Genomic DNA, 22,552 nt, shown 5'->3' with positions numbered 1-22,552 from the left:
CCCCGCGGAGGTCAGCCGCGGGGGCTCACGTGGCTGGTGAGCGCGTGCTCCACCAGGGTGATCAGGGTGCTCTTCACCGAGTCGCGGGACCTGGCGTCGAGACGGACCAGCGGGATGTGCGGGGAGAGCGTCAGCGCCTCCCTGATCTCCTCCTCCGCGTGGAGGTACTGCCCGTCCCAGCCGTTGATCCCGACCACGAAGGGCAGCTTGGCCTCCTCGAAGTAGTCGATCGCGGGGAAGGAGTCGGCGAGCCTGCGAGTGTCGACCAGGACGACCGCGCCGATGGCGCCGCGCACCAGGTCGTCCCACATGAACCAGAACCGGTGCTGGCCGGGCGTGCCGAACAGGTAAAGGATCAGGTCCCTGTCCAGCGACACCCTGCCGAAGTCCATGGCCACGGTCGTGGTCGTCTTGTTCGGCGTGAGCGACACGTCGTCGATGTGCGCCGACGCGTCGGTCATCACGGCCTCCGTGGTCAGCGGGAGGATCTCCGACACCGCACCCACGAACGTCGTCTTGCCGACGCCGAACCCGCCCGCCACGACGATCTTCGTCGAGGTCAGGCCGCTAGAGCCTGCGAAGTCCACTTAGCACCCTTTCGAGCAGGTTGAGATCCGGCTTACCCGCTTCCAGCTGAGGCTGGTGGACGCGAATCAGGCCCTCTGACGCCATGTCCGCGATCAGCACCCGGGTGATGCCGAGCGGAACTCGTAAGAGGGCGGAGATTTCGGCGACCGACCTGACCGACCGGCACAACTGGATGATCGCCTGGTACTCCGGACTGAGGAGAGAAAGATCGCGGTGTTCGGATGTGGCGGAGGAGACCAACGCCTCCATCGCGAACTTCACCCTGGGCGCCGTGCGCCCTCCGGTCACGGCATACGGCCTGACCAGCGAGCTCGGCCCCTGCGGGCGTGGGGCCCCATGTCGCCCCTGATTGTTATCACCAGCCCAACCCTGATCTGTCACAGCCTTCTCCTGTCCCCCATGTCACGCCCCCGCTAGCGGGGGCGTGACGCCTGCAGCTCGGCGCGTACGGCAGGCGTGAGCACCTGTCCCGCCCGCTCCACCAGCAGCGTCATCTGGTACGCCACCAGGCCCATGTCGCAGTCGGCCGCGGCGAGGACCGCCAGGCACGACCCGTCGCTGATCGACATGATCATCAGCAGGCCGCGCTGCATCTCGATCACCGTCTGGGTGACCATGCCGCCCTCGAACACCCGGGCGGCACCCTGGGTGAGGCTGATCACACCGGAGGCGACCGCGGCGAGCTGGTCGGCCCTGTCCTTGGGGAAGCCCTCGGAGTAGGCAAGCGGCAGACCGTCGGACGACACGACCACGGTGTGCGCGACACCGGGCACGTTGTTCACGAAGTCGGTGATCAGCCAGTTGACGCCGCGGGCACCCTGACTCAGCTCTCTCATCTGTCCTCCTTGTTCTCGCGGGTGTGGTCGCGAGTGAATTCACGGCCCTGCCGCACTCCCTGCTGGAAGCTGGACAGGCGACTGCGCACCCGGTCGGGCGAGATCGGCGCGGGCGGTTCGGGAGCCGGGCTCTCGAGCGGGCTCGCCGTACCGGGAACCAGGTTGGCCTTGGGGACCCTTCGCGGCAGGCCCGAGGAGGTCGTGCCGCCCTGGGCGGGCTGCGCGGCGGCGCGCGCGGCCTGGAAGCCGCTGTCGGCGGGCGAGGACCACGAAGGTGCCGCCATGCTCTCGCCGGGCCTGCGCTGCGGCAGCCCCTGCGGGCGGCTCTCCTGCGGGCGGCTCTCCTGCGGGGGCGGCTGCTCGTCGGCCTGCCTCGACGGACGGCCGTTGAGCCGCGCGCTGTCGGCCGAAGGCTCCTCCCTCTCCTTGGCGGCCTTCAGCTCCTCGGGGTCGGGCCTGCGGAACCAGTCGGAGCCCACGGAGGAGAAGATCGGCAGGAACTCCTCGCCGTCCTCGTCCATCGGTGAGGTGCGCACGACGGGCAGCGGGCCGGTCATGTCGGACTCCGGCAGCCCCATGAACGAACTGTGGGACTCGTTGCCCTGGGTGCCGAAGGCTCCGGAGGGCTCGCGCGAGGCGTGGTCGAAGGTGGAGTAGGCCTCGGGCTCCGGCGTACGGCCGAAGGCGTCCATCGGCCGCGGCTCGGGCTCCGGCAGGCTCCTGGAGAACGGGTCGAAGGCGGGCTCGGGCCTGCTGGACGCGGGCGCGGCGGGCGCGCGGCCCGCGTCGGCGAACCCACCATCGGAGAACCCACTGTCGGAGAACGCACTGTCGGAGAAGGCGCTGTCGGAGAAGGACCCGGTGGAGAAGGCCCCAGTGGAGAAGGAACTGTCTGAGAAAGCCCCGTCGCGCGTCCCGGTCTCGGGGAAGCCCTGATCCGGCAAGCCCGTGTCCGAGAAGCCCTTGCTCGCATAACCGCTGCCCGCGAAACCGCTGTCCGAGAAGCCGCTGTCCGCGAAACCGCTTTCCTGGAAGCCCGGCTCGGGGAAGCCGGGGTCGGGGAAGCCCGTGTCGCGCGTGCTGCCGGGGAAGGCGCTGTCGGACCCGCCGTTGCCCGGCGTCCCCGTGTCAGCGGTGCCGAAGGCGTACTCCTCGCCCATCGACGGCCACGCCGTGTTGCCGCCGGGGGGCGGCAGCGTTCCGGGCCACGGCGTGTGCATCGGCTCGTCGAAGCCGCGCACGTCGGGGCTGTCCATGCCGAACTGCGCCACGGGGGCGGCCATGACAGGCGAGTCGAACGGGCTCAAGGAGCCCTGGCTCTGCTGATACGGGAAGCCGGTCTGGGCCGGGGCCGTCGCCGGCACCAGCAGCGTGTCGGGCAGCACGACCAGCGCGGTGACGCCGCCGCCGTGCTGCGAGCGCAGCTGGACCTTGATGCCGTGGCGCAGGGCCAGGCGGCCGACCACGAACAGGCCCATGCGGCGTGAGACCGCCACGTCGACGACGGGCGGGTTGGCCAGGCGCCAGTTGGCCTGGGCGACCTCGTCGGCGGTCATGCCGATGCCGAGGTCGACGACCGCGATCATCACGCCGCCCTCGGCGCGGTTGCTGGAGACGGTGACCTTGGTCTCGCGCGGGGAGAAGGAGATGGAGTTCTCGATCAGCTCGGCGAGCAGGTGGACGACGTCGGTGACGGCGGGCCCGGCCACCAGGGTGCCGGTCGGCACCTGGATGTTGACCCGTTCGTAGCCCTCGACCTCCGACAGCGACGCGCGGGCGATGTCGACGAGCTCGACCGGCTGGGTCCACTTGCGGGCGGCCTCCTGGCCGGCGAGGACCAGGAGGTTCTCGCTGTTGCGGCGCATGCGGGTGGCCAGGTGGTCGAGCCTGAACAGGTCCGACAGGCGCTGCTCGTTCTCCTCGCCGTTCTCCAGGCCCTCGATGAGCTGGAGCTGACGTTCGACGAGGGTCTGGCTGCGCCGCGAGAGGTTGACGAACATGGCGTTGACGTTGGCGCGCAGCTTGGCCTCGTCACCGGCCAGCCGTACGGCCTCGCGGTGGACCTCGTCGAAGGCGCGCGCCACTTCACCGATCTCGTCGCGGGTGAGCACCCCGATGGAGGGAACCTCGGGGATGGCCGCGCCGTCGCCGGACTCGCGCAGGATGCGGACGGTGTCGGGCAGCGTGCTGCCGGCCACCTCCAGCGCCTCGGCGCGCAGCTTGCGCAGGGGCCGCACGAGCGAGCCCGCCACCCTGGTGGTGATGACCAGCACGAGCAGCAGCAGCACGAGGATGACCGCGCCGGAGATGATGGCGTTGTTCTGCTCGGCGTCGCTGAGCTCTCTGGTCTTGCTCACGATCGCGGTGGACAGCTGCTCCTCGACCTTGCGCATCGCGTCGACCGTCTGCTCGGTGCTGTCGTACCAGAGCTTGAGGTCGCGCCGCGAGGTGGTGTCGAGGTCGCGGATCTCCTTGTACTCACGCATCTGCGCCAGCGCGCGCTGGCGCATGGCGTCGCCGCGGTCGATCTCCTGGCCTCTGACCGTCTTTCGGTAGAAGGCCAGGTCGTCGGCCGAGGCCTCGGTCTCGAAGACGGCCAGCTCGGCCTGCTGGGCGTTCCACGAGCCGAGGAAGTCGGACAGGTCGTCGTAGTCGAGGCGGCGCTCGATCTGCGCGACAACGAGGATGACCTGCTGGCGGGAGACCTCCTCCTTGGCGCGCTCCAGCGCGCCGAGCGCGGTGGCGTCACCGAGCAGGCCCTCGTTGTTGCCCGCGGCGACCAGCTCGCCCTGCAGGCCCTCCATGACATCGATCATGGAGCTGAAGGTCCTGATCGCCGCTCGGGCCGGGACGCTGTCGCCGAGGATCGACTCGCGCAGGCCGTCGAGGCCGTTGAGCCAGCGGGCCGCCTCCTCGACCTGGTGGCGGACGCGGGCCGGGTGGGCCTCGTCGATCGCCTTGGCGCTGTCGATTACCTTCTTCTTGCCGGCGTCGACCACGTCCCGCTGGTTACGCAGCTGGGAAAGGCGTCCGGCCCTGCGGTTGTCGGCGATGTACCAGGCGGTGAGCGTGCGTTCCTTGCCCAGCTCGTGGGAGAGCGCGCCGAGCCGCTGCACGAGCTCGGCCACCTGGGTCAGGCGGCGGTACTCGGCGGCGGTGCCGATGGAGTTGGCAAGCTGGATGCCCGACAGGAGGACGCCCACGACCGTGGGGATCAGGATGAGCAGGATGAGGCGCGATCGCACCCGCCAGTTGCCCAGCTGGAAACGACTGCCCGACCCGGGCTTCTTTCCTGTGTCCTCCCCCGGGGCGGCGTGCCGGGGGTTTTCCGTCCTCACTGAGTGTCGCTACCTCTCGCCATACGTGCTCGAAAATCTCTGACACGCATGTGGCGCATGGGATTGCAAGAGCGATCGTAATTGGAACACAACCTGACCAGATCAGCGAACGAGACAAAGCTCGTTAAACACCCATAAATCTGGCTTTTTCGCCCATAACGCCACACGCTGTTTAGGCCGGCCGGAACGAGTCCCGCTCAGCCGGAGCCGCGTGCTTGATCATCAGATGGCGGGTCACGGAGTACTCCTGCACCGCCTCCTGGCTCATGTCCTTGCCGAAGCCGCTGCCCTTGACGCCGCCGTGCGGAGCCTCGCTGGCGATCGGCAGATGATCGTTCACCCACGTCACACCGACGTCCAGGCGGTGCGAGACGCGCATGGCCCTGGCCACGTCGCGCGACCACACCGAGGAGGCCAGGCCGTAGCGGGTGTCGTTGGCCAGCCTGACCGCCTCGTCCTCGCCGTCGAAGGGCAGCACGACAAGCACAGGACCGAAAAGCTCGCCCTGCACGACCTCGCTGTCCTGCCGGGGACCCGCGATGAGGGTGGGCGGGTAGAAGAAGCCCGGCGCGTCGATCGGGGCGCCGCCGAAGACCACCTCGCCGCCCGAGTCGGCGACCGCGCGGGAGACGAATCCGTGCACCCTGTCGCGGTGCGCGGCCGAGATCAGCGGCCCGATGTCCGTCGTGGGGCTCCACGGGTCGCCGACCTTGATCTCGGCAAGGGTAGCGCGGATGGCCTCCACCGCGTCGCCGTACGCCTGGCGGGAGACGTAGACCCGCGTGGCCGCGGTGCAGTCCTGGCCGGTGTTGTAGGTGGCGCCCATGGCCACGCCGCGGGCGGTCTCGGCCAGGTCGGCGTCCTCGAAGACCAGGGCGGGCGCCTTGCCGCCGAGCTCCAGGTGCACGCGCTTGAGCGTGCGCGCCGCGCCCGTCATGACCGCGCGGCCCGTCTCGGTGGAGCCCGTGACGCTCACCATGTCCACACCAGGGTCGGTCACCAGCGCCTCGCCCACCTCGGCGTCGCCGGTCACCACCTGCACGAGGTGCTCGGGCGCGCCCGCCTTGGCGATCAGCTCGGCCAGCCGGAGGGTCGTGCGCGGCGTGGTCGGCGCGGGCTTGATGACCACGGCGTTGCCCGCGGCCAGCGCGGGGCCGAGCTTCCACACCGCCATGACGAACGGGAAGTTCCACGGCGCGATCGAGCCGACCACCCCGACGGGACGGCGCAGCAGCACCGAGGTGTAGCCGGCGCTGAACACCCCCGCGCCGCTGCCGTCGAGCGAGCGCGCGGCTCCGGCGAAGAAGCGCAGGTTGTCGGCGGCGAACGGCAGCTCGCCGTCCCTGAAGACAGCCGCCGGCTTGCCCGTCTCCTCCACTTCGAGCCTGGTCAGCTCCTCGGCGTCGGCCTCCACCAGGTCGGCCAGGCGCAGCAGCACGCGGGCGCGCTCGGCGGGGGTGGCCTGCGACCACTGCTCGAAGGCCGTCCTCGCCCGCCGTACGGCGTGCGCCACCTCGTGGACGGGCGTGTCGGGCACCTCGGCGAACGCTTGGCCGGTGGCCGGGTTGATCAGTTGACGCATCGTGTCTTCCCTCGGAAACGATCGGGTCGGTCGCCTGCCGTAACGGCCGGAGACCGTGCCAGAGGGTCCGGACCACGCCATCGGGGCCGGACCATGCCAGAGGGGAACGCGCGATGACGTTCCCCTCCGGCGGTGAGTCAGGTGTGGATCACTGGCCGAGCTGTTCGATCAGGTCGGCGGCCTTGCGCAGGCCGTCGCGGCGGCGGATCTCCTCGCCCTCCGCGGCCAGCCTGGCGCGCAGCTCGGCGTCGCCGAGCAGGCGGTCGAGGGCGCCCTTGAGCTCCTCGTCGGTGAAGGTGTAGGTGGCCAGGCGCACGCCGTAGCCGAGCTCGTCCACGCGCTGGGCGTTGTCGTACTGGTCCCAGAACAGCGGCAGCAGGATCATCGGCTTGCCGAAGTGCAGCGCCTCGGTGGTGGTGTTGTTGCCGCCGTGGGTGATGACCAGGTCGACCTGCGGGATGATCTTCGCCTGCGGCAGGAACTCCGCGCCCCACATGTTGTCGGCGAGCTTGATCTCCTCGTGCAGCGGGCCCTTGGAGACGATGTACTGGTGCGGCGTGGTGGCCAGCACGTCGATGACGCGCTGCATGAGCTCCACGTCGGCCGAGCCGAGCGAGCCGAGCGAGAAGTAGACCAGCCCGCCGTCGTTGCGCTCGAAGGGGAGCGTGAAGTCCTCGTCGGTCTCGCGGACCGAGGAGTCGAGGCGGTGCCAGGTCGGGCCGAGCGGGCGGGCGTCGGTGTAGTCGAGCAGCTCGGGGTAGACGTAGAGGTTCAGGTCGCCCTCGTGGATGAAGTCGAGGTCGGGCAGCGGCTCGGTGCCCTGCTCGGCGCACCACTCGTTGAAGGCGGTCCAGACCTCGCGGTGGGTGCGCTCGTACTCGGCGCGGAAGGCGTCCCACTCGGCGCGGTCGTCGGCGGGCAGGCCGGAGAAGACCGGCGCGATCGCCTCACCGCGGACCTCCAGCGGGTTGCAGGAGACGACCCTGACGAACTTCTTGCCCGCGGTCAGCAGCGCGGGGAAGGTGATGACGTTGTCCTCGACGATGATGTCCGGCTGGACCCGCTCGATGATCGCCTTGAGCTGCGGCTCGCAGTACTTCACGCCGTCGATCAGCGCGTCCCAGATGGGCTTGGTGACGGTCTCGAGCTGCTCCTTGGTGCTCTTGCGGTACTCCGGCGCGGTGTCGCGGATGAAGTCCTTCCAGAACTGGCCGGGGTCCTGCTCCTCCTCGGCGGGCGGCGCCAGGTCGACCAGGTCCTCCTCGAAACCGAGCGCCTCCAGCTTGCCCTTCCACGACGCCTCGGCGGCGAAGACGACCCGGTGCCCCCTGCGGCGCAGGATGTCGCCGATGCCGATGCTGTTGTTGGTGGGCCCGTACGCGCTCTCGGGCATGAACAGAATGGTGAGAGACATGATCAACTCCGGAGGGTGCACTCAGTTGAATTTCGATTCAAATACTCGTCTAGCGAGATGGTCAACTTCAAGGCAGTATGTGCCCGGATGACTTCAACGACGCCACAGAAACGGGGGTGCTGGTGACCGCGCGCAAGAGTCGCTCGGACCGGCGGATCGACCTCATCGAGGCGGCGCGGCGGGCCATCGTCCGCCATGGCATCGACGGCGTCCAGCTCGCCCACGTGGCCGAGGAGGCCGGGCTCACCTCGGGCGCCGTGCTCTACCACTACCCCGACCTCAGCGAGCTGCTGGTCGAGGCGCACCACGCCAGCGTCGAGCGCTTCTACGAGCAGCGCATGCGGCAGATCTCGGCCGTCAGCGACCCCGCGCGCAAGCTGGTCATGACGATCCGCTCGGGCCTGCCCACCGGGCCGCTCGACCCCGACGTGCGGCTGCTGAACGAGCTGGGCGGGGCGGCGGGCCGCAACAGGATCTACGGCCTGCTGCTGACCACCCTGTACGACCGCCAGGTGTCGATGTACCAGGCGGTCCTCGACACCGGGACGGCGCTCGGGGTGTTCACCCCGGCAACCGACTCGCTGACGATCGCGCGCAACCTGGTGGCGCTCGAGGACGCCTACGGCTACCGCATCACCGCCAGGCACCCGCTCATCGGCCCCGAGGAGGCCGTGGAGCTGATACTCAGCTACGCCCGGGCGGCCACGGGCTGCGACCTGGCCTCCCACTGACCGCCTCCCCACTGACAGCCTGCCCACCGACTCAGCCTTCCTGGATCAGCACCGCGTCGTGGGCGTCCCAGCCGAGCCTGACCTGGGCGCCCGCCTCGACCTTCGCCGCGCCCTGCTGCGCCACGAGGACCGGTTTGTCCCTGCCCTCCACGGTGACCGCGATGTGCGAGATGCCGCCGTAGAAGCTCACGTCCAGCACCGTGCCGAGCAGGCCCGTGTCGGTCAGCCGCACGTTCTCCGGCCGTACGGCCAGCAGCGCCTTGACGCCCGCCAGCTCGACCCCCTCACCCGGCAGGACGCCGAGGTCGGGCACATCGAGACCGCCGGGCACGGTCGTCCCCTCGAAGAGGTTGTTGGCGCCGACGAAGTCGGCGACGAACGGCGTGCGGGGCCGCTCGTACAGCTCGACGGGCTCGTCCACCTGGCGCACCTGGCCCGACTCGAAGACCGCGATGCGGTCGGCCAGCGACATCGCCTCCTCCTGGTCGTGGGTGACCACGACGAAGGTGATGCCGACCTCGTGCTGCAGCCGCTTGAGCTCCAGCTGCATGCCCGCGCGGACCTTCTTGTCCAGCGCCGACAGCGGCTCGTCGAGCAGCAGCAGCCGGGGGCGTTTGACGATCGCCCTGGCCAGGGCGACGCGCTGGCGCTGCCCGCCGGACAGCTGACCGGGCTTGCGGCCTGCCATCTCGGCCAGGCCGATGGTCTCCAGTACCTCGCCGACCCGCTTCTTGATCTCGGCCTTGCCGAGTTTCTCCTGCTCCAGGCCGTAGGCGATGTTCTTGGCCACGGTCATGTGCGGGAACAGCGCGTACGACTGGAACATCAGGTTGATCGGCCGCCGGTTCGGCGGCATCGACAGCAGGTCGTCGCCGTCGAGGGTGACCGAGCCCGCGTCGGGTGCCTCGAAGCCCGCCAGGATGCGCAGCAGCGTGGTCTTGCCGCAGCCCGAAGGGCCGAGCAGGGCGAAGAACTCACCCTGGCCGATCTCCAGCGAGACGTCGTCGAGGGCGGTGACGTCCCCGAACCTGCGGCTGACGCCGTCAATCTTGAGCACGGATCTCCCCGATCCTCGTCATGCGCTGGGCGACGATCACCACGGTGAAGCTCACCAGCAGCAGGATCGAGGCGAGCGCGTTGATCTCCGGGGTCACCCCGAACCTGACCATTGAGTAGATGACGATCGGCAGCGTCGGCTCGGTCGGCGCCGCCGTGAAGAACGCGATGACGAACTCGTCGATCGACAGGGTGAAGGCCAGCAGCGCGCCGGCGAGGATGCCGGGCGCGAGCTGCGGCAGCGTCACCCTGACGAAGGTGGTGACGGGTCCGGCCCCGAGGTCGCGCGAGGCCTCCTCCAGCGAGGAGTCGGCGTGGGTGAGCCTGGTCCGCACGACCGCGGCGACGAAGGCCATGCCGAACAGCGCGTGCGACAGGATCACCGAGTGCAGGCCGAGGCTGAACTTCACCACGTCGTAGAAGACCAGCAGGCCGATGGCCAGCACCAGGTCGGGCAGGATCGCGGGCATCAGCCCGAGCGCGTCGAGCAGCTTGGACCTGGTGTAGCGGGCCAGGCCCACCGCCAGCAGCGTGCCGAGCACCGTGGCGAGCGCGGTCGATCCGGCCGCCACGATCAGCGTGTTGACCAGACCCTGCAGGATCCTGTCGTCCTCGGCGAGCACGCCGTACCACTTGAGGCTGAAGCCCTCGTGGACGTACGGCGAGCGGCCCGCGTTGAACGACATCACCACGAGCACCAGGATCGGCGCGTACAGGAAGACGTAGGTCAGCCAGAACGGCACGTAGAGGAAGCGCGGCTTACCCACGGCGGCTCACCCACGACTGGATCACCAGCAGCACGATCAGGACCAGGATCACCGCGAGCGCCAGCGTGGAGCCGAACGGCCAGTCGCGCGACTTGAGGAACTCGGTGCGGATCAGCGTGCCGACCGTGGCCGAGCGCCCGCCGCCGAGGATCTCGGGGATGACGAAGTTGCCGAAGCTCGGCACGAAGACGAACACGCAGCCGGTGGCCACGCCGGGCAGCGTCAGCGGCAGCGTCACCCGCCTGAACGTGGTGAAGGCGGAGGCGCCCAGGTTGGCCGAGGCCTCGCGCAGCTGCGGGTCGAGCTTCTCGATGGCCGCGTACAGCGGCAGCACCATCAGCGGCAGGTAGGAGTACAGCAGCCCGGTGACCATCGCGCCCTGGTTGTAGAGCAGCTCGAACTGCGTGCCCAGGGTGGAGTTGATCAGACCGGGACCGCTCAGCAGGATCGTCCAGGCGTAGATCCTGATGATGAAGTTCGTCCAGAACGGCAGCACGACCGCGACCAGCGCGATCGTCTTCCACGTGCGGGGCAGCCGGGCGATCACGTACGCCGTGGGGTAGCCGAGCAGGAGCGCGAACACGGTGGTCAGCGTGGCCAGCTTGATCGACACCAGGACCACGTCGAGGTAGAGCGGGTCGAACAGCCTGCTGAAGTTCTCGGTCGTGAACTCGTAGACGATCCCGCCGAAGCGGCCGCGCCTGAAGACGGTGTAGCTGAGGATCAGGGCGAGGGGGACCAGCATCAGCACCGCCAGGTAGGCGATGCCGGGGCCCAGGAAGACGAACGCGCCCAGCCGGCGCCCCCATCCAGGGGACACCGGCCGGGCCTTGCCAACGGATTTCACGGCTTATCGGCTTTCACAGGCTTACGTGGCTCTCTTGGGCCTACCTGGCCTACTTGGCCGCGACCTCGGTCGACAGGCGGGTGTACTTGGTCGACGCCTCGCCCAGGTCGATGATCGACTCGCCCTGCAGCAGCTCGGCGGGGGAGGTGCCGAGCAGCGATCCCTCGGCGACCTGGATCTTGTCCATGGCGGCCTTGTTCGGGACCTTGTAGTTGATGTTCTCGGCCGCCCAGCGGTGGATCTCGGGGTCGAGGATGTAGTTGATCAGAGCGTGCGCGGCCTCCTTGTTCTTGGAGGACTTCATGATCACCATGGTGTCCACCCAGAGGTCGCTGCCCTCCTTCGGGACCGCGAACTTGATGTTCTTCTCCGTGGTGGGGCACCAGCCGTCCCACGCCTCGACCATGACCGCCTCGCCGGACTTCAGCTTGTCGCCGAAGGTCACGTCGTCGTAGCCCAGCAGGTGCGGCTTGGCTGCGACGAGGAGCTCCTTCGCCTTGGCGATCTCCTCGTCCTTGTCGGTGTTGACCGAGTAGCCGAGCGTCTTGAGCGCGGGCAGCGCCAGCCAGCGTTCGGTGGTCATCATCGTGACCTTCTTCTCCGCCCAGGCCGGCGGGGTCAGGATGTCCTTCCAGCTCGTCGGCACGGCCTTGACCAGGTCGCTGCGGTAGCAGATGCCCGTCGTGCCCCAGGTGTAGGGGACGGAGATCTTGTTGCCCTTGTCGTAGGAGAGCTGCGTGGCCTCGGGGTAGAGGTTGGCGAGGTTCGGGATCAGCTCGGGGTGGATCGGCTCCACCAGCCCGGCCGCGGCCAGCGCCTGCGCGTACTGGCCGGAGACGAAGGCCACGTCGATGCCCTCGCCGCCCTGGCCGGTCAGCTTGGCCATGGCGGTCTCGTTGGTGTCGTGCTCGACGATCTTCACGTCGGCGACGCCGAGCTTGGCCTTGGCCTTCTCCGGCAGTTCCTTGGGCGTGTACCCGGGCCACACGGTCACGGTGAGGCTCTGCTTGGAAAGGTCCGCCTTGGCGTTCAGCTGCGCGGCTGCGCTCGCCGCCGGCTTGGCGCTGTCGGTCGACGACTCACCGCCACACGCCGCGACGGCGAGCGCGAGTCCGGCCATCGCGACGACGGCCGGGAAACGACGGGTGTACCGGGTACGGGACACGGCCGCTACTCCTTCTAGATTCAGATGTACGAGGGGTCTCGCGACCAACCGGGCACGTCAGACCAAAGCAGGAGTGTTGCAGCCAACATCAACATGAGCAAGACTTTTCCGGACATTGTCACCAGGAAGTTTGATGTACGTGTTGAATCACGATTCAGTTTGGCGACGACTGCTGGCTCACGGTAAGGATCACGTTACCGATCAGGATGACACCGTGACCAGTTCTGCCCCGCCTCTCACAGGCGCCCCGAAGGCCGGTGAGGGGCTCACGGCGGCGTTCCTGGCGGCACTGTCGGAGCCGGTGCCCGCGCCCTTCAAGATGCGCCGCTACCTGCCCATGCCCGCTCCGTACGGCCCCGCCGAGGGCACCGTCCCCGCCGAGGGGCTTGTCCCCGCCGACCCGTGGGCCGAGCGCGGCATCGACGTCGACCAGACCAACCACTCGGTGGTCGTCGGCGAGCGGATTGTGGTGAAGTGGCTGGCCGAGCCCGCCACACTGCCGCACCCGACGCTGGCCGCCTTCGCCCACCTGACCGAGACGGGCTTCGCCCACACCGCCCCGCCGTACGCAGCGCTGACCAGGGTGGAGCCGTCCGGAGCCGAGACGCTGCTCGCCCTGGTGACCGGCTACCTGCCCGAGGCGCGGGACGGGTGGGAGTGGTGCGTGGACGAGGCGGAGGCGGGCCGTACCGGCTTCGCCGCCACGCTCGGCCGCCTGGCCGCCGACCTGCATCTCGCCCTCGCGACCTTCCCGTCTCCCGAGGGCGCACCCTCGGGTTCGGGAGAGAGCGCACCCTCGGGTTCGGGAGAGAGCGCGCCTTCGGGTTCGGAAGCGGGCGCTCCTGTGGGCGGGCGGTCCGAGCTGGGCAGGGCCGTCGAGGCGCTGCGGGAGGCGCTCGCGCTCACCGACGGCGAGGACGGGGCGTGGCTGCGCGCCCGCGAGCCTGTGCTGCGGGCTGCCCTCGCGCCCCTGGCGTCCCCCGTCACGACGCCGAGGATCCGCATCCACGGCGACTTCCACGTGGGCCAGATCCTGCAATGGCGCGACGGCTACGCGGTGATCGACTTCGACGGCAACCCGACCGTCGCCGACGCCGACCCCTACCAGCCCGCCGCCCGCGACGTCGCCCAGCTCACGACCAGCCTGGAACACGTCGCCCAGGTGGCGATCAGGCGGCGCGACGCCGACGCCTCCGCCGCCGCCGCGTGGGCCGCCGCCGCCAGAGCCGACCTGCTGGCCGCCTACCGCCTGCGCCTGGCGGAGGCGGGTCGCCCCGACCTGCTGGACGAGCGCCTGCTCGGCCCGTTCGAGATCGAGCAGGAGTGCCGCGAGCTGATCTACGCCGCGCGCCACCTGCCCCGCTGGCGCTACGCCCCGATGGGCGTGCTGCGCACCCGCTTCACCGAGGAGAACCCGTGAACCCCGAGCTGTTCCACGCCGACCTGGAGGCCAAGCCCTCCGCCCTCGCCGACCTGGCCGCGTGGCTGGAGAAGGAGCCGCTGTCGCTGCCCGAGGGGCTCAGGCGCGTGGTGTTCCTCGGCATGGGCAGTTCGCGCTACGCCGCCAACGTCGCCGCGCTCCGCCTGCGCGCCAGGGGTTTCGACGCCTACGCCGAGTACGGCTCGGCCGCCGCCACCTTCCCCGCCGGGCCCGAGACGCTCGTCGTCCCGATCTCGGCGACCGGCGGCAGCAGGGAGACCCTCGACGCCCTCGCCCGTTACGCCGGCGGCCCCTCCCCCGTCGTCGCCCTCACCAACGTCGAAGGCTCGAAGATCACCGAGGGGGCCGACCAGGTCATCCCGATGCTGGCGGGCGAGGAGCGGGGCGGCGTCGCCTGCCGTACCTTCCAGCACACGCTGGTCCTCCTGCTCGCGCTGGAGGCACGCCTGACCGGCGCCACCCGCGACCTGCCCGAGCTCGTACGGCGGGCCGCCGCGGCCACCTCGGACCTGCTCGACCGCAGGGACGAGTGGCTGCCCACCGCGCTGGAGCTGCTGGACGGGCCGCACGGCGTCTACGCGATCGCGCCCGCCGAGCGGATGTCGTCGGCCGAGCAGTCGGCGCTGATGGTCCGCGAGGGCCCGCGCAGGGCGGCCGACGCGTGCGAGAGCGGCGACTGGTCGCACGTGGACGTCTACCTGACCAAGACCCTGGACTACCGCGCGCTGCTGTTCCCCGGGTCGGTCTACGACGAGCAGGCCATGGACTGGGTGCGCTCGCGCGGCTCCACCGTCCTCACGGTGGGCGGGCACGTGGAGGGCGAGCGCGCCGCCATCAGGTACCGCCACGACGACGACCCCGACGTGGCCCTGCTGACCGAGACCCTCGTCGCCGAACTCGTCGCCGCCCACTGGTGGCGCACCGCCTGACCCCGCCGGCCTCTGGGTGAGCCGGCGGGCGGTCCGGTCAGTAGGTGGGGCCGTAGGCGGAGCGGACGGTCAGGGCGTGCTCGACGAGCGTGATGAGCGTGCTCTTGACCGCGTCGCGCGAGCGCGCGTCCGTCCGCACGATCGGCACGTGCGCACCCAGCGTCAGCGCGTCCCGCACCTGGCCCTCCACGTGCGGGAAGTGCCCGTCCCACCCGTTGAGGCCGACCACGAAGGGCAGCTTGGCCTCCTCGAAGTAGTCGATCGCCGGGAAGGAGTCGGCCAGCCGCCGCGTGTCCACCAGGACGATCGCGCCGATCGCGCCGCGCACCAGGTCGTCCCACATGAACCAGAACCGGTGCTGGCCGGGCGTGCCGAACAGGTAGAGGATCAGGTCGCGGTCGAGCGACACGCGGCCGAAGTCCATGGCCACCGTGGTGGTGGTCTTGTCGGGGGTGAGGCTGAGGTCGTCGACGCCCGCCGAGGCGTTGGTCATGACCGCCTCCGTGGTGAGCGGCAGGATCTCCGACACCGCACCCACGAACGTCGTCTTCCCCACACCGAACCCGCCCGCCACGACGATCTTCGTCGAGGTCAGGCCGCTAGAGCCGGCGAAGTCCACTGAGCACCCTTTCCAGCAGGTTCCTGTTCGGCATGCCCGCGTCCAGCTGCGGCTGGTAGATCCGCACCAGACCCTCCGCCTCCATGTCCGCGATCAGCACCCTGGCCACACCGAGCGGCATGGCCAGCAGCGCCGACACCTCGGCGACCGACCTGATCTGCCGGCACAGCTCGCTGATCGCGCGGTATTCACGCGTGTGGTTCATGCCGAGCTGCGCCGAGGTGGCCGAGGAGACCAGCGCCTCCATGGCCAGGTTGGTGCGCGGCGCGGTGCGCCCGCCGGTGAGCGAGTACATCCGCACCAGCGAGCTGCGCTCCTCCTCCGGAGGGCTGGGGGCAGGCTCGTAACTCGGCGCGGGCCGGCCGTAACCGGGCGGCTGGCCGTACCCCCTGCCGTAGTCCGGCGGCGGCCCCTGAGGGCCGTCATTCCACGAAGCCACGATCGTCTCCCATCACCAGGGGCGCGCGGATGACAGTTCCGCCCGTACGGCAGGCGTGAGCACCTGGCCGGCCCTCTCGACCAGAACCGTCATCTGGTAGGCGACCAGTCCCATGTCGCACTCTGGCGCGGCCAGCACGGCGAGACAGGACCCGTCGCTGACGGCCATCACCAGCAGCAGCCCTCGCTCCATCTCCACGACGGTCTGGGTGACCCCGCCGCCCTCGAAGACCCTGGAGGCGCCCTGGACCAGGCTGATCAGCCCCGCGGCCACAGCGGCGAGCTGGTCGGCGCGGTCCTTGGGGAACCCCCGCGAGAACGCCATCGGCAGCCCGTCGGCGGAGACGACCACGGCGTGCGCGACGCCGGGCACCTCCTCGACGAAGCCGCTGACCAGCCAGTTGACGTCCCTGGCGGCCTGGCTCAGCTCCTTCACCGCTGCTCCCCTTCCTCGTGCGCGTTCTCGAGCTCGGCGCGGCCCTTGCGCACACCCTGCTGGTAGCTGGCCAGCCTGCTCCTGATCCGGTCAGGAGAGACGGGGGGCATCGGCGGCGCGGGAGCCTGGGACTGCGGGGCGGCGGCGGTGCCGGGCACCAGGTTCGCCCTGGGCTTGCGCTTGGGCAGGCCCGAGGTGGTGATGCCGCCGAGGCTGGGGTCGTTGACCGCGCGGGCCGCCTGCCAGCCCGCGTCGGCGGGCGACGACCAGGCGTCCTGCGCCGGGGCCTGCTGGGCAGGCGGCTGCGCCGGTGTCCTGGGCGCGGCCTGGACGGCGGGCGGGTCCATCGGGCGTGGCGTCGCGGGCCTGCCCTGCGCGGGTCCCTGGTCGAGCGAGGGCGCGTCCGTGACGCCGGACGGCGTGTCCGGCCGCTTGAACCAGCTCGACTCCACCGCCGCGAAGATCGGCAGGTACTCCTCGTCGCCGGTGTCGAGCGAGGAGGTCTCCACCCTGGGCAGCGGCCTGGTGGCGTCGGGGTAGTCGTGCCTGACCGGCGCGTCGAAGGAGTCGGGCGGGAGGCGGTCGAGCGTGCCGTACGAGTCGGGGCCCTGGGAGCCGCCCAGGCCCGGCATCTCGCGGAAGCCGGGCGGGCGGCCGTCCGAGGGCCGTCCTCCGCGCTTGGGCAGCCCGTTCGAGGTGAAGTCGGACAAGTCGGCCGACGGCGCGTCGTTGGTGCCGAACCAGTCGACGGGCGGCGCGTCGGGCACCGGCGAGCTCAGCGGCGAAGCGTCGAGCGAGGGGCTCTCGTACGACATCGGCCCCGCCTGCGGCGGCACCATCGACTGCGGCGCGACCAGCGACTGCTGGGCGGCCCGGGGCTCGGGCGGCTCGGGCGGCATGGTGTGCAGGGGCGGCATGCCGTGCTGGGACGGCATGCCGTGCGCGGGCGACTGGCCAGGGATGGCGGTCAGCAGGGCCTCGGGGATGAGCACCATCGCGGTGAGGCCGCCGACGTCCTGCCTGCGCAGTTGCACGCGGATGTTGTGCCTGAGCGCCAGGCGGCCGACCACGAACAGGCCCATCCGCCGCGACACCGACACGTCCACGACCGGCGGGTTGGCCAGGCGCCAGTTGGCCTGGGCGATCTCCTCCTGGGTCATCCCGATGCCGAGGTCGGTCACCGCGACCATGACGCCGCCGCCGTCGATGCGGCTGCTGGAAACGGTCACCTTGGTGTCGCCCGAGGAGAACGACACCGCGTTCTCCACCAGCTCGGCCAGCAGGTGGACGGTGTCGCTGACGGCCTGGCCCGCGATGGCGACCTCCGAGGCCGCCTGGAGGACCACCCTGTCGTAGCTCTCGACCTCGCCGAGGGCGGCGCGCACGATGTCCATCAGCTCGACCGGCTGTGTCCACTTGCGCGCGGCGTCCTGCCCGGCGAGGACCAGGAGGTTCTCGCTGTTGCGGCGCATGCGGGTGGCCAGGTGGTCGAGCCTGAACAGGTCGCCGAGGCGGGTGTCGTCCCGCTCGCCGCGTTCGAGGCGCTCGATCAGCGTGAGCTGGCGTTCGACGAGGGTCTGGCTGCGCCGCGAGAGGTTGACGAACATGGCGTTGACGTTGGCGCGCAGCTTGGCCTCGTCGCCCGCCAGCCGTACGGCCTCGCGGTGGACCTCGTCGAAGGCGCGCGCCACTTCACCGACCTCGTCGCGCGAGAACACCCCGATGGGGGCGACCTCGGCGGGGACGGCGCCGTCGCGCGACTCGCGCAGCTTCTGGACGAACCCGGGAAGCCGCTCGCCCGCGATGTCGAGCGCCTCGCTGCGCAGCCTGCGCAGCGGGGCCACCAGCGAGCGCGCCACCCCGGTCGTGATGAGGAGTACGGCCAGCAGCAGGGCCGCGACGGCGCCCGCCACCAGGTAGGCGCGCTGGGTCTCGGCCGCGGCCAGGTCGCTGCTGCGTGTGACGATCGCGGCGGCGTGGCGTTCCTCGACCGAGCGCATGGCGTCGACGATGACGGTGGAGGCCTCGAACCACTCGCGCGCGTCGTCGCGCTTGCTGAGGTCGAGCCCCTTGAGCGGCGCTCCCGTGTTGGCCCGGGTGAGGACCAGTTCGAGCAGGAAACGCGCCCTGTCGGCCTCGCGGCCGTTGACCTTCTCGTCGAACAGCCTGCGCTCCTCGGCCGTGGCCTCGGCGGCGAAGGCCTTGCGCTCGCTCGCCTCGCGGGACCTCTCACCGAGCAGGGTGGTGAGCTGGTCCTGCTCGAACCTGCCCACGGCCAGCACGGTGGTCAGCAGCGCCTGCTGCAGCGAGACGCTCTCCTTGGCGCGCGCGAGCGCGTCGAGCGTCACCGCCTGGCGCGTCAGCGACTCGTCCTCGCCGTTCTTGCCGAGCTCGTCGTTGAGCGCGAGGAGGTCCGAGATGACGGTGGTGTAGGCGTCGAGGGCGGCGCCGGGCAGCAGGTCGGAGTCGAGGGCCTGGTCGCGCAGCGCGACGAGGTCTTCCAGGCGGGTCAGCACGGTGGCGACCTCGTCGCCCGTGCGGCCCGTGATATCGGAGCCGAGGATGGCGGCGCTCTTGCGGACCTTGTCGGCCTCCGTGTCGACCCTGGCCATCTGGCCGCGGACGTCGGACAGACCGCGCTCGGGGCGGCCGAGGGCGATGTGCCAGGCGGTGCGGGCGCGTTCGGCGCCGAGCTCATGGGTGAGAGCACCGACGTTCGCGGCGAGCTTGGCCAGCTGGTTGGCGCGGTCGTAGTCGGCGGCCGCGCTGGTGGAGGCGACGACCTGGAAGCCGCCGAGAAGGACGGCCGCGGCGGTCGGGACGAGGATGAGCGCGACTAATCGCGCGCGTACCCGCCAGTTGCGCAGCCGCCAGCCGCCGTGGTCGGCGGCTTTGGCAGGGGTTCTTCTACTCACCGAACGCAACCTCAGTTGGGGGGAGAGCCTCCCGCGAGACTCGTGTGAAAATCCAGCAAGGTGGGGGTTATTTCAGCACACCAATACCAGAACGACCAAACGAACATAACGCGACAAAACTCGTCGGGTGTGGCACAAGCTCAGATAACCTGGAGCCCCTGATTTCGGCCACCCAATAACGGATCTTGAGCCCGGAAAATCACCATATATCGGCTTCTGTCCGGTTGTGGGCGTTTGGCCCGCTCTACTTGAAGATCCACTCCGTAACACCCGAGTCTCTGGTTGGTCACGACGTTGTGATTTGCGTTATTTGGGCCCTATGTTGAGCCCCGTCGCGCCTACCCTCAACAACTCGGACCGGGCCAACCGCGGGGCCGGCAAGCTTCTGGAGGCACAAAAAAGTGGCAGCCGGGCAGGACAGTGCGGCCATCGAGGTCGGCGGGCTGTGGAAGATCTTCGGTCCACGTGCGGACCGCGTGATGAACGGCCCCGACAAAGATCTCGACCCTGCCGAACTGCGCGAGAAGACCGGCTGCACCATCGCCGTCCGCGACGTCACCTTCGACGTCAGGCCGGGCGAGATGTTCGTCGTGATGGGCCTGTCAGGCAGCGGCAAATCCACCCTCGTACGGTGCCTGACCCGCCTCATCGAGCCGACGGCCGGAACGATCGCCGTCGGCGGCCAGGACGTGGGCGCCGCCTCCCCCGCCGAGCTGCGCGAACTGCGCCGCCACCAGGTCAGCATGGTCTTCCAGCACTTCGGGCTGCTGCCGCACCGCCGCGTCATCGACAACGTCGCCTACGGCCTGGAGATCCAGGGCGCGCCCAGACCGCGCAGGCACGAGCGCGCGAGAGAGATCCTCTCCCTCGTCGGCCTCGACGGCCACGCCGACTCCTACCCCGACCAGCTGTCGGGCGGCATGCAGCAGCGCGTCGGGCTGGCCAGGGCGCTGGCGGTCGACCCTCAGGTGATGCTGTTCGACGAGCCGTTCAGCGCGCTCGATCCGCTGATCCGCCGCGACATGCAGGCCGAGGTCATCAGGCTCCACCGCGAGGTGGGCAAGACGATGGTCTTCATCACCCACGACCTGTCGGAGGCGCTCAAGCTGGGCCAGCGCATCGCGATCATGCGGGCCGGCTCGATCGTCCAGCTCGGCACGCCCGAGGAGGTCGTGGGCGCGCCCGCCGACGACTACGTCGCCGACTTCGTCCGCGAGGTGCCGCGCAGCCATGTGCTCTCGCTGCGGTGGATCTGCCGGACCCCGGAGCCCGACGAGCACCTCGACGGCCCCGTCCTTCCCGCCGACACCGTCATCAGGGACGCCATCCCCGCGGTGACGGGCTCGGCCAGGCCCATCAGGGTGATGGACGGCGACGAGCTGGTGGGCGTGGTCGACCGCGTGGACATCCTGTCCGCCATGGCGCACGCCGTACCGGAGGGGCCGATCAGCATCCCCGAGCCCACGCCGTCGCCCGAGGAGAGCGCTCCTCAGCAGGCGGACGACGGCGAGGACGTCGGATCCGTCTCCCGGGCGGGCTCGTGAGCGGCGCCGTCGCCGTCGCGGGCGCGTCAGGGATCCGCCGCCCGCCCCGCTGGGTCGTGCCCGCGGTCGCCGTCGCCGCCCTCGTGGTCGGCCATCTCACGATGAACGGCACCGCCACGCTCCCCCACGACGACGAGGCCGCCGCGTTCCTGGCCGTCAACGACGCCCGCGACTGGGTCGACGCCAACAGGAACGACAACCCCCTGTTCCTCTACTTCATCAACTACGTCCGCATCTACCTGGGCGAGCTCTACACCGCGCTGGAGACGGCGCTGTTCGCGCTGGGCTGGCCTGGGCTCGTCGGCGTGATGGGCGGCCTCGGCTGGCTGGCGGGCGGCTGGCGGATCGCGCTGTTGGGCGTGGCGGGCTTCGCCTCCTTCGGCGTGCTCGGCGTCTGGGACGCCAGCGTCCGCACGCTGGCGCTGGTGCTCGCCTCGGTGCTGGTCGCCCTGCTGATCGGGCTGCCGCTCGGCATCTGGGCCGGGCGGTCGGCCCGGCTGCGCCGGATCGTCTCGCCCGTGCTCGACGTCATGCAGATCATGCCGACGTTCGCCTACCTGACGCCGATGGTGCTCTTCTTCGGCATCGGCCCGTCCTCCGCGACCGTCGCCACCCTCATCTACGCCATGCCGGTGGCCATCAAGATCACCGCGCTGGGCATCTCGCAGGTCTCCCGCTCCGCGGTCGAGGCCTCCGACTCCATCGGCGCCACCCGCTGGCAGACCCTGCGCAAGGTCCAGGTGCCGATGGCCCGCGAGACGATCGCGCTGGCGATCAACCAGACCATCATGATGGCGCTGTCGATGGTCGTCATCGCCGCCCTCATCTCGGCCCCCGGCCTCGGTTCCGACATCATCCGCGGCCTGTCGCGCGCCAACGTCGGCTTCATGCTGCCCGCCGGCATCGCGATCGTCGTCATGGCGATCGTGCTCGACCGGGCCACGCTGGCGGCGGCCCGCCAGAGCGTCACCGGCCCGCTCGGGTACGCGGCGGCGGGCGCGCTGGCCGCGGGCGGCCTCGCGATGTCGTTCGTCCTTCCGTCCGCCTTTCCCGAGACGTGGGTGCTGCCCATCGGCGGGCCCGCCAACGACGTGGTGGAGTGGGCCAAGTTCAGCTGGTACGACGTCACCGAAGCGATCAAGAACATCACCTCCACCGTCCTGCTGAACCCGTTGCAGGACGTGCTGACCTCCACCCCGTGGTGGCTGGTGGCCGCCGCCGTACTGACAATGGCCTGGTGGGCCAGCGGGCCGCGGCCCGCGCTCGTCGCCCTGGCCTGCCTGCTGGCGCTGGCGCTGCTCGGGCTGTGGGAGCACAGCATGGCCACGCTCACCACCGTCCTGGTCGCCGCCGCCGTCGCGCTGCTTCTCGGTCTCGTGCTCGGCGTGGCCGCCGCCCGCTCACGCGCCTACTCCGCCGTCCAGCGCCCGCTGCTCGACGCCGCGCAGACGATGCCCTCGGTGGTCTACCTGCTGCCCGCGCTCGCGCTGTTCGGGCCGACCAGGTTCACCGCGATCTTCGCCTCGGTGATCTACGCGGTGCCGCCCGTGGTGCGCCTGGTCGAGGACGGCATCCGCGGCGTCTCCCCCACCTCCGTCGAGGCCGCGCTGTCGGCCGGCTCCACCCATCGCCAGCTGCTGTGGAAGGTGCAGCTGCCGATGGCGCGCGGGGCCATCCTGCTGGCCGCCAACCAGGGCATCGTGATGACGCTCGCCATGGTCGTCGTCGGCGGCATGGTCGGCGCGGGCGGGCTCGGCTACGACGTCGTCACAGGTTTCTCCCAGCATTCCGACTTCGGGATGGGCTTCGTCGCGGGCGTCGCCACGGTGCTGCTGGGCATCATGCTCGACCGGATCACGCAAGGCGCCGACAGGCGCTCTTCCCCCCAATTAAGAGGATGATCACC

Annotated in this window: 19 protein-coding genes; 5 read left to right on the top strand and 14 right to left on the bottom strand. The window is 70.3% G+C overall.

The genetic code is table 11. The features are described 5' to 3' along the window. Window positions 1-11: 11 nt before the first annotated feature. The 6 genes from ACFXJ8_RS17255 to ACFXJ8_RS17230 form a co-directional block, all read right to left on the bottom strand. Complete coding sequence (locus tag ACFXJ8_RS17255; protein WP_379644967.1) at window positions 12-563, bottom strand: ATP/GTP-binding protein; 552 nt, start codon at window positions 561-563, stop codon at window positions 12-14. A gap of 4 nt (window positions 564-567) precedes the next feature. Then, entirely contained in the window at window positions 568-894 is a 327-nt protein-coding gene (locus tag ACFXJ8_RS17250) for a DUF742 domain-containing protein (RefSeq protein WP_358140927.1), read from the bottom strand. A gap of 107 nt (window positions 895-1,001) precedes the next feature. Beyond that, window positions 1,002-1,424, bottom strand: coding sequence for a roadblock/LC7 domain-containing protein (locus ACFXJ8_RS17245; protein WP_192780417.1), 423 nt, complete (start codon window positions 1,422-1,424; stop codon window positions 1,002-1,004). Next, a complete protein-coding gene (locus ACFXJ8_RS17240; protein ID WP_379644878.1) occupies window positions 1,421-4,669 on the bottom strand; it encodes a nitrate- and nitrite sensing domain-containing protein in 3,249 nt (1,082 codons plus the stop codon). The genes ACFXJ8_RS17245 and ACFXJ8_RS17240 overlap by 4 nt, the downstream gene beginning before the upstream one ends. Before the next feature lie 265 nt (window positions 4,670-4,934). Continuing rightward, entirely contained in the window at window positions 4,935-6,344 is a 1,410-nt protein-coding gene (locus ACFXJ8_RS17235) for an aminobutyraldehyde dehydrogenase (RefSeq protein ID WP_379644877.1), read from the bottom strand. Window positions 6,345-6,492: 148 nt separating this feature from the next. Beyond that, complete coding sequence (locus ACFXJ8_RS17230) at window positions 6,493-7,758, bottom strand: glycosyltransferase (protein WP_379644876.1); 1,266 nt, start codon at window positions 7,756-7,758, stop codon at window positions 6,493-6,495. A 77-nt stretch (window positions 7,759-7,835) separates the two neighbouring features. Between ACFXJ8_RS17230 and ACFXJ8_RS17225 the strand changes: the two genes are divergently transcribed. Then, entirely contained in the window at window positions 7,836-8,489 is a 654-nt protein-coding gene (locus ACFXJ8_RS17225; RefSeq protein WP_379644875.1) for a TetR/AcrR family transcriptional regulator, read from the top strand. Window positions 8,490-8,520: 31 nt separating this feature from the next. On the opposite strand, the gene ACFXJ8_RS17220 is transcribed toward ACFXJ8_RS17225, so the two are convergent. The 4 genes from ACFXJ8_RS17220 to ACFXJ8_RS17205 form a co-directional block, all read right to left on the bottom strand. Continuing rightward, entirely contained in the window at window positions 8,521-9,546 is a 1,026-nt protein-coding gene (locus ACFXJ8_RS17220; protein WP_379644874.1) for an ABC transporter ATP-binding protein, read from the bottom strand. Then, window positions 9,533-10,312, bottom strand: coding sequence for an ABC transporter permease (locus ACFXJ8_RS17215; RefSeq protein WP_379644873.1), 780 nt, complete (start codon window positions 10,310-10,312; stop codon window positions 9,533-9,535). The genes ACFXJ8_RS17220 and ACFXJ8_RS17215 overlap by 14 nt, the downstream gene beginning before the upstream one ends. Continuing rightward, window positions 10,305-11,132: an ABC transporter permease gene (locus tag ACFXJ8_RS17210; RefSeq protein ID WP_379644872.1), complete on the bottom strand. Its 828-nt coding sequence runs from the start codon at window positions 11,130-11,132 to the stop codon at window positions 10,305-10,307. The genes ACFXJ8_RS17215 and ACFXJ8_RS17210 overlap by 8 nt, the downstream gene beginning before the upstream one ends. Window positions 11,133-11,208: 76 nt before the next feature. Further along, entirely contained in the window at window positions 11,209-12,324 is a 1,116-nt protein-coding gene (locus tag ACFXJ8_RS17205) for a spermidine/putrescine ABC transporter substrate-binding protein (protein WP_379644871.1), read from the bottom strand. Window positions 12,325-12,538: 214 nt separating this feature from the next. Between ACFXJ8_RS17205 and ACFXJ8_RS17200 the strand changes: the two genes are divergently transcribed. Together ACFXJ8_RS17200 and ACFXJ8_RS17195 are read left to right on the top strand one after the other, a co-directional pair. After that, window positions 12,539-13,744: a hypothetical protein gene (locus ACFXJ8_RS17200; RefSeq protein WP_379644870.1), complete on the top strand. Its 1,206-nt coding sequence runs from the start codon at window positions 12,539-12,541 to the stop codon at window positions 13,742-13,744. Next, a complete protein-coding gene (locus tag ACFXJ8_RS17195; RefSeq protein WP_379644869.1) occupies window positions 13,741-14,694 on the top strand; it encodes an SIS domain-containing protein in 954 nt (317 codons plus the stop codon). Before ACFXJ8_RS17200 ends, ACFXJ8_RS17195 begins: the two co-directional genes overlap by 4 nt. A 37-nt stretch (window positions 14,695-14,731) precedes the next feature. On the opposite strand, the gene ACFXJ8_RS17190 is transcribed toward ACFXJ8_RS17195, so the two are convergent. From ACFXJ8_RS17190 to ACFXJ8_RS17175, 4 genes are read right to left on the bottom strand one after another with little or no spacing between them, the layout of a single operon-like run. After that, entirely contained in the window at window positions 14,732-15,289 is a 558-nt protein-coding gene (locus ACFXJ8_RS17190) for an ATP/GTP-binding protein (protein ID WP_379644966.1), read from the bottom strand. A 4-nt stretch (window positions 15,290-15,293) separates the two neighbouring features. Further along, a complete protein-coding gene (locus ACFXJ8_RS17185) occupies window positions 15,294-15,752 on the bottom strand; it encodes a DUF742 domain-containing protein (RefSeq protein ID WP_379644868.1) in 459 nt (152 codons plus the stop codon). Between the two features lie 12 nt (window positions 15,753-15,764). Beyond that, on the bottom strand, window positions 15,765-16,187 hold the full coding sequence (locus tag ACFXJ8_RS17180) for a roadblock/LC7 domain-containing protein (protein WP_379644867.1): 423 nt from the start codon (window positions 16,185-16,187) through the stop codon (window positions 15,765-15,767). Next, complete coding sequence (locus ACFXJ8_RS17175) at window positions 16,184-19,102, bottom strand: nitrate- and nitrite sensing domain-containing protein (RefSeq protein WP_379644866.1); 2,919 nt, start codon at window positions 19,100-19,102, stop codon at window positions 16,184-16,186. The genes ACFXJ8_RS17180 and ACFXJ8_RS17175 overlap by 4 nt, the downstream gene beginning before the upstream one ends. A 479-nt stretch (window positions 19,103-19,581) precedes the next feature. Between ACFXJ8_RS17175 and ACFXJ8_RS17170 the strand changes: the two genes are divergently transcribed. Next, window positions 19,582-20,646, top strand: a complete 1,065-nt coding sequence (locus tag ACFXJ8_RS17170; protein ID WP_379644965.1) for a glycine betaine/L-proline ABC transporter ATP-binding protein — start codon at window positions 19,582-19,584, stop codon at window positions 20,644-20,646. Further along, window positions 20,643-22,547, top strand: a complete 1,905-nt coding sequence (locus tag ACFXJ8_RS17165; RefSeq protein WP_379644865.1) for an ABC transporter permease — start codon at window positions 20,643-20,645, stop codon at window positions 22,545-22,547. The genes ACFXJ8_RS17170 and ACFXJ8_RS17165 overlap by 4 nt, the downstream gene beginning before the upstream one ends. Window positions 22,548-22,552: the final 5 nt, after the last annotated feature.

Source organism: Nonomuraea sp. NPDC059194 (assembly GCF_042754765.1).
In the GTDB taxonomy this organism is placed as follows: Bacteria; Actinomycetota; Actinomycetes; order Streptosporangiales; family Streptosporangiaceae; genus Nonomuraea.
This window is presented reverse-complemented; position numbering and strand designations above follow the sequence as displayed.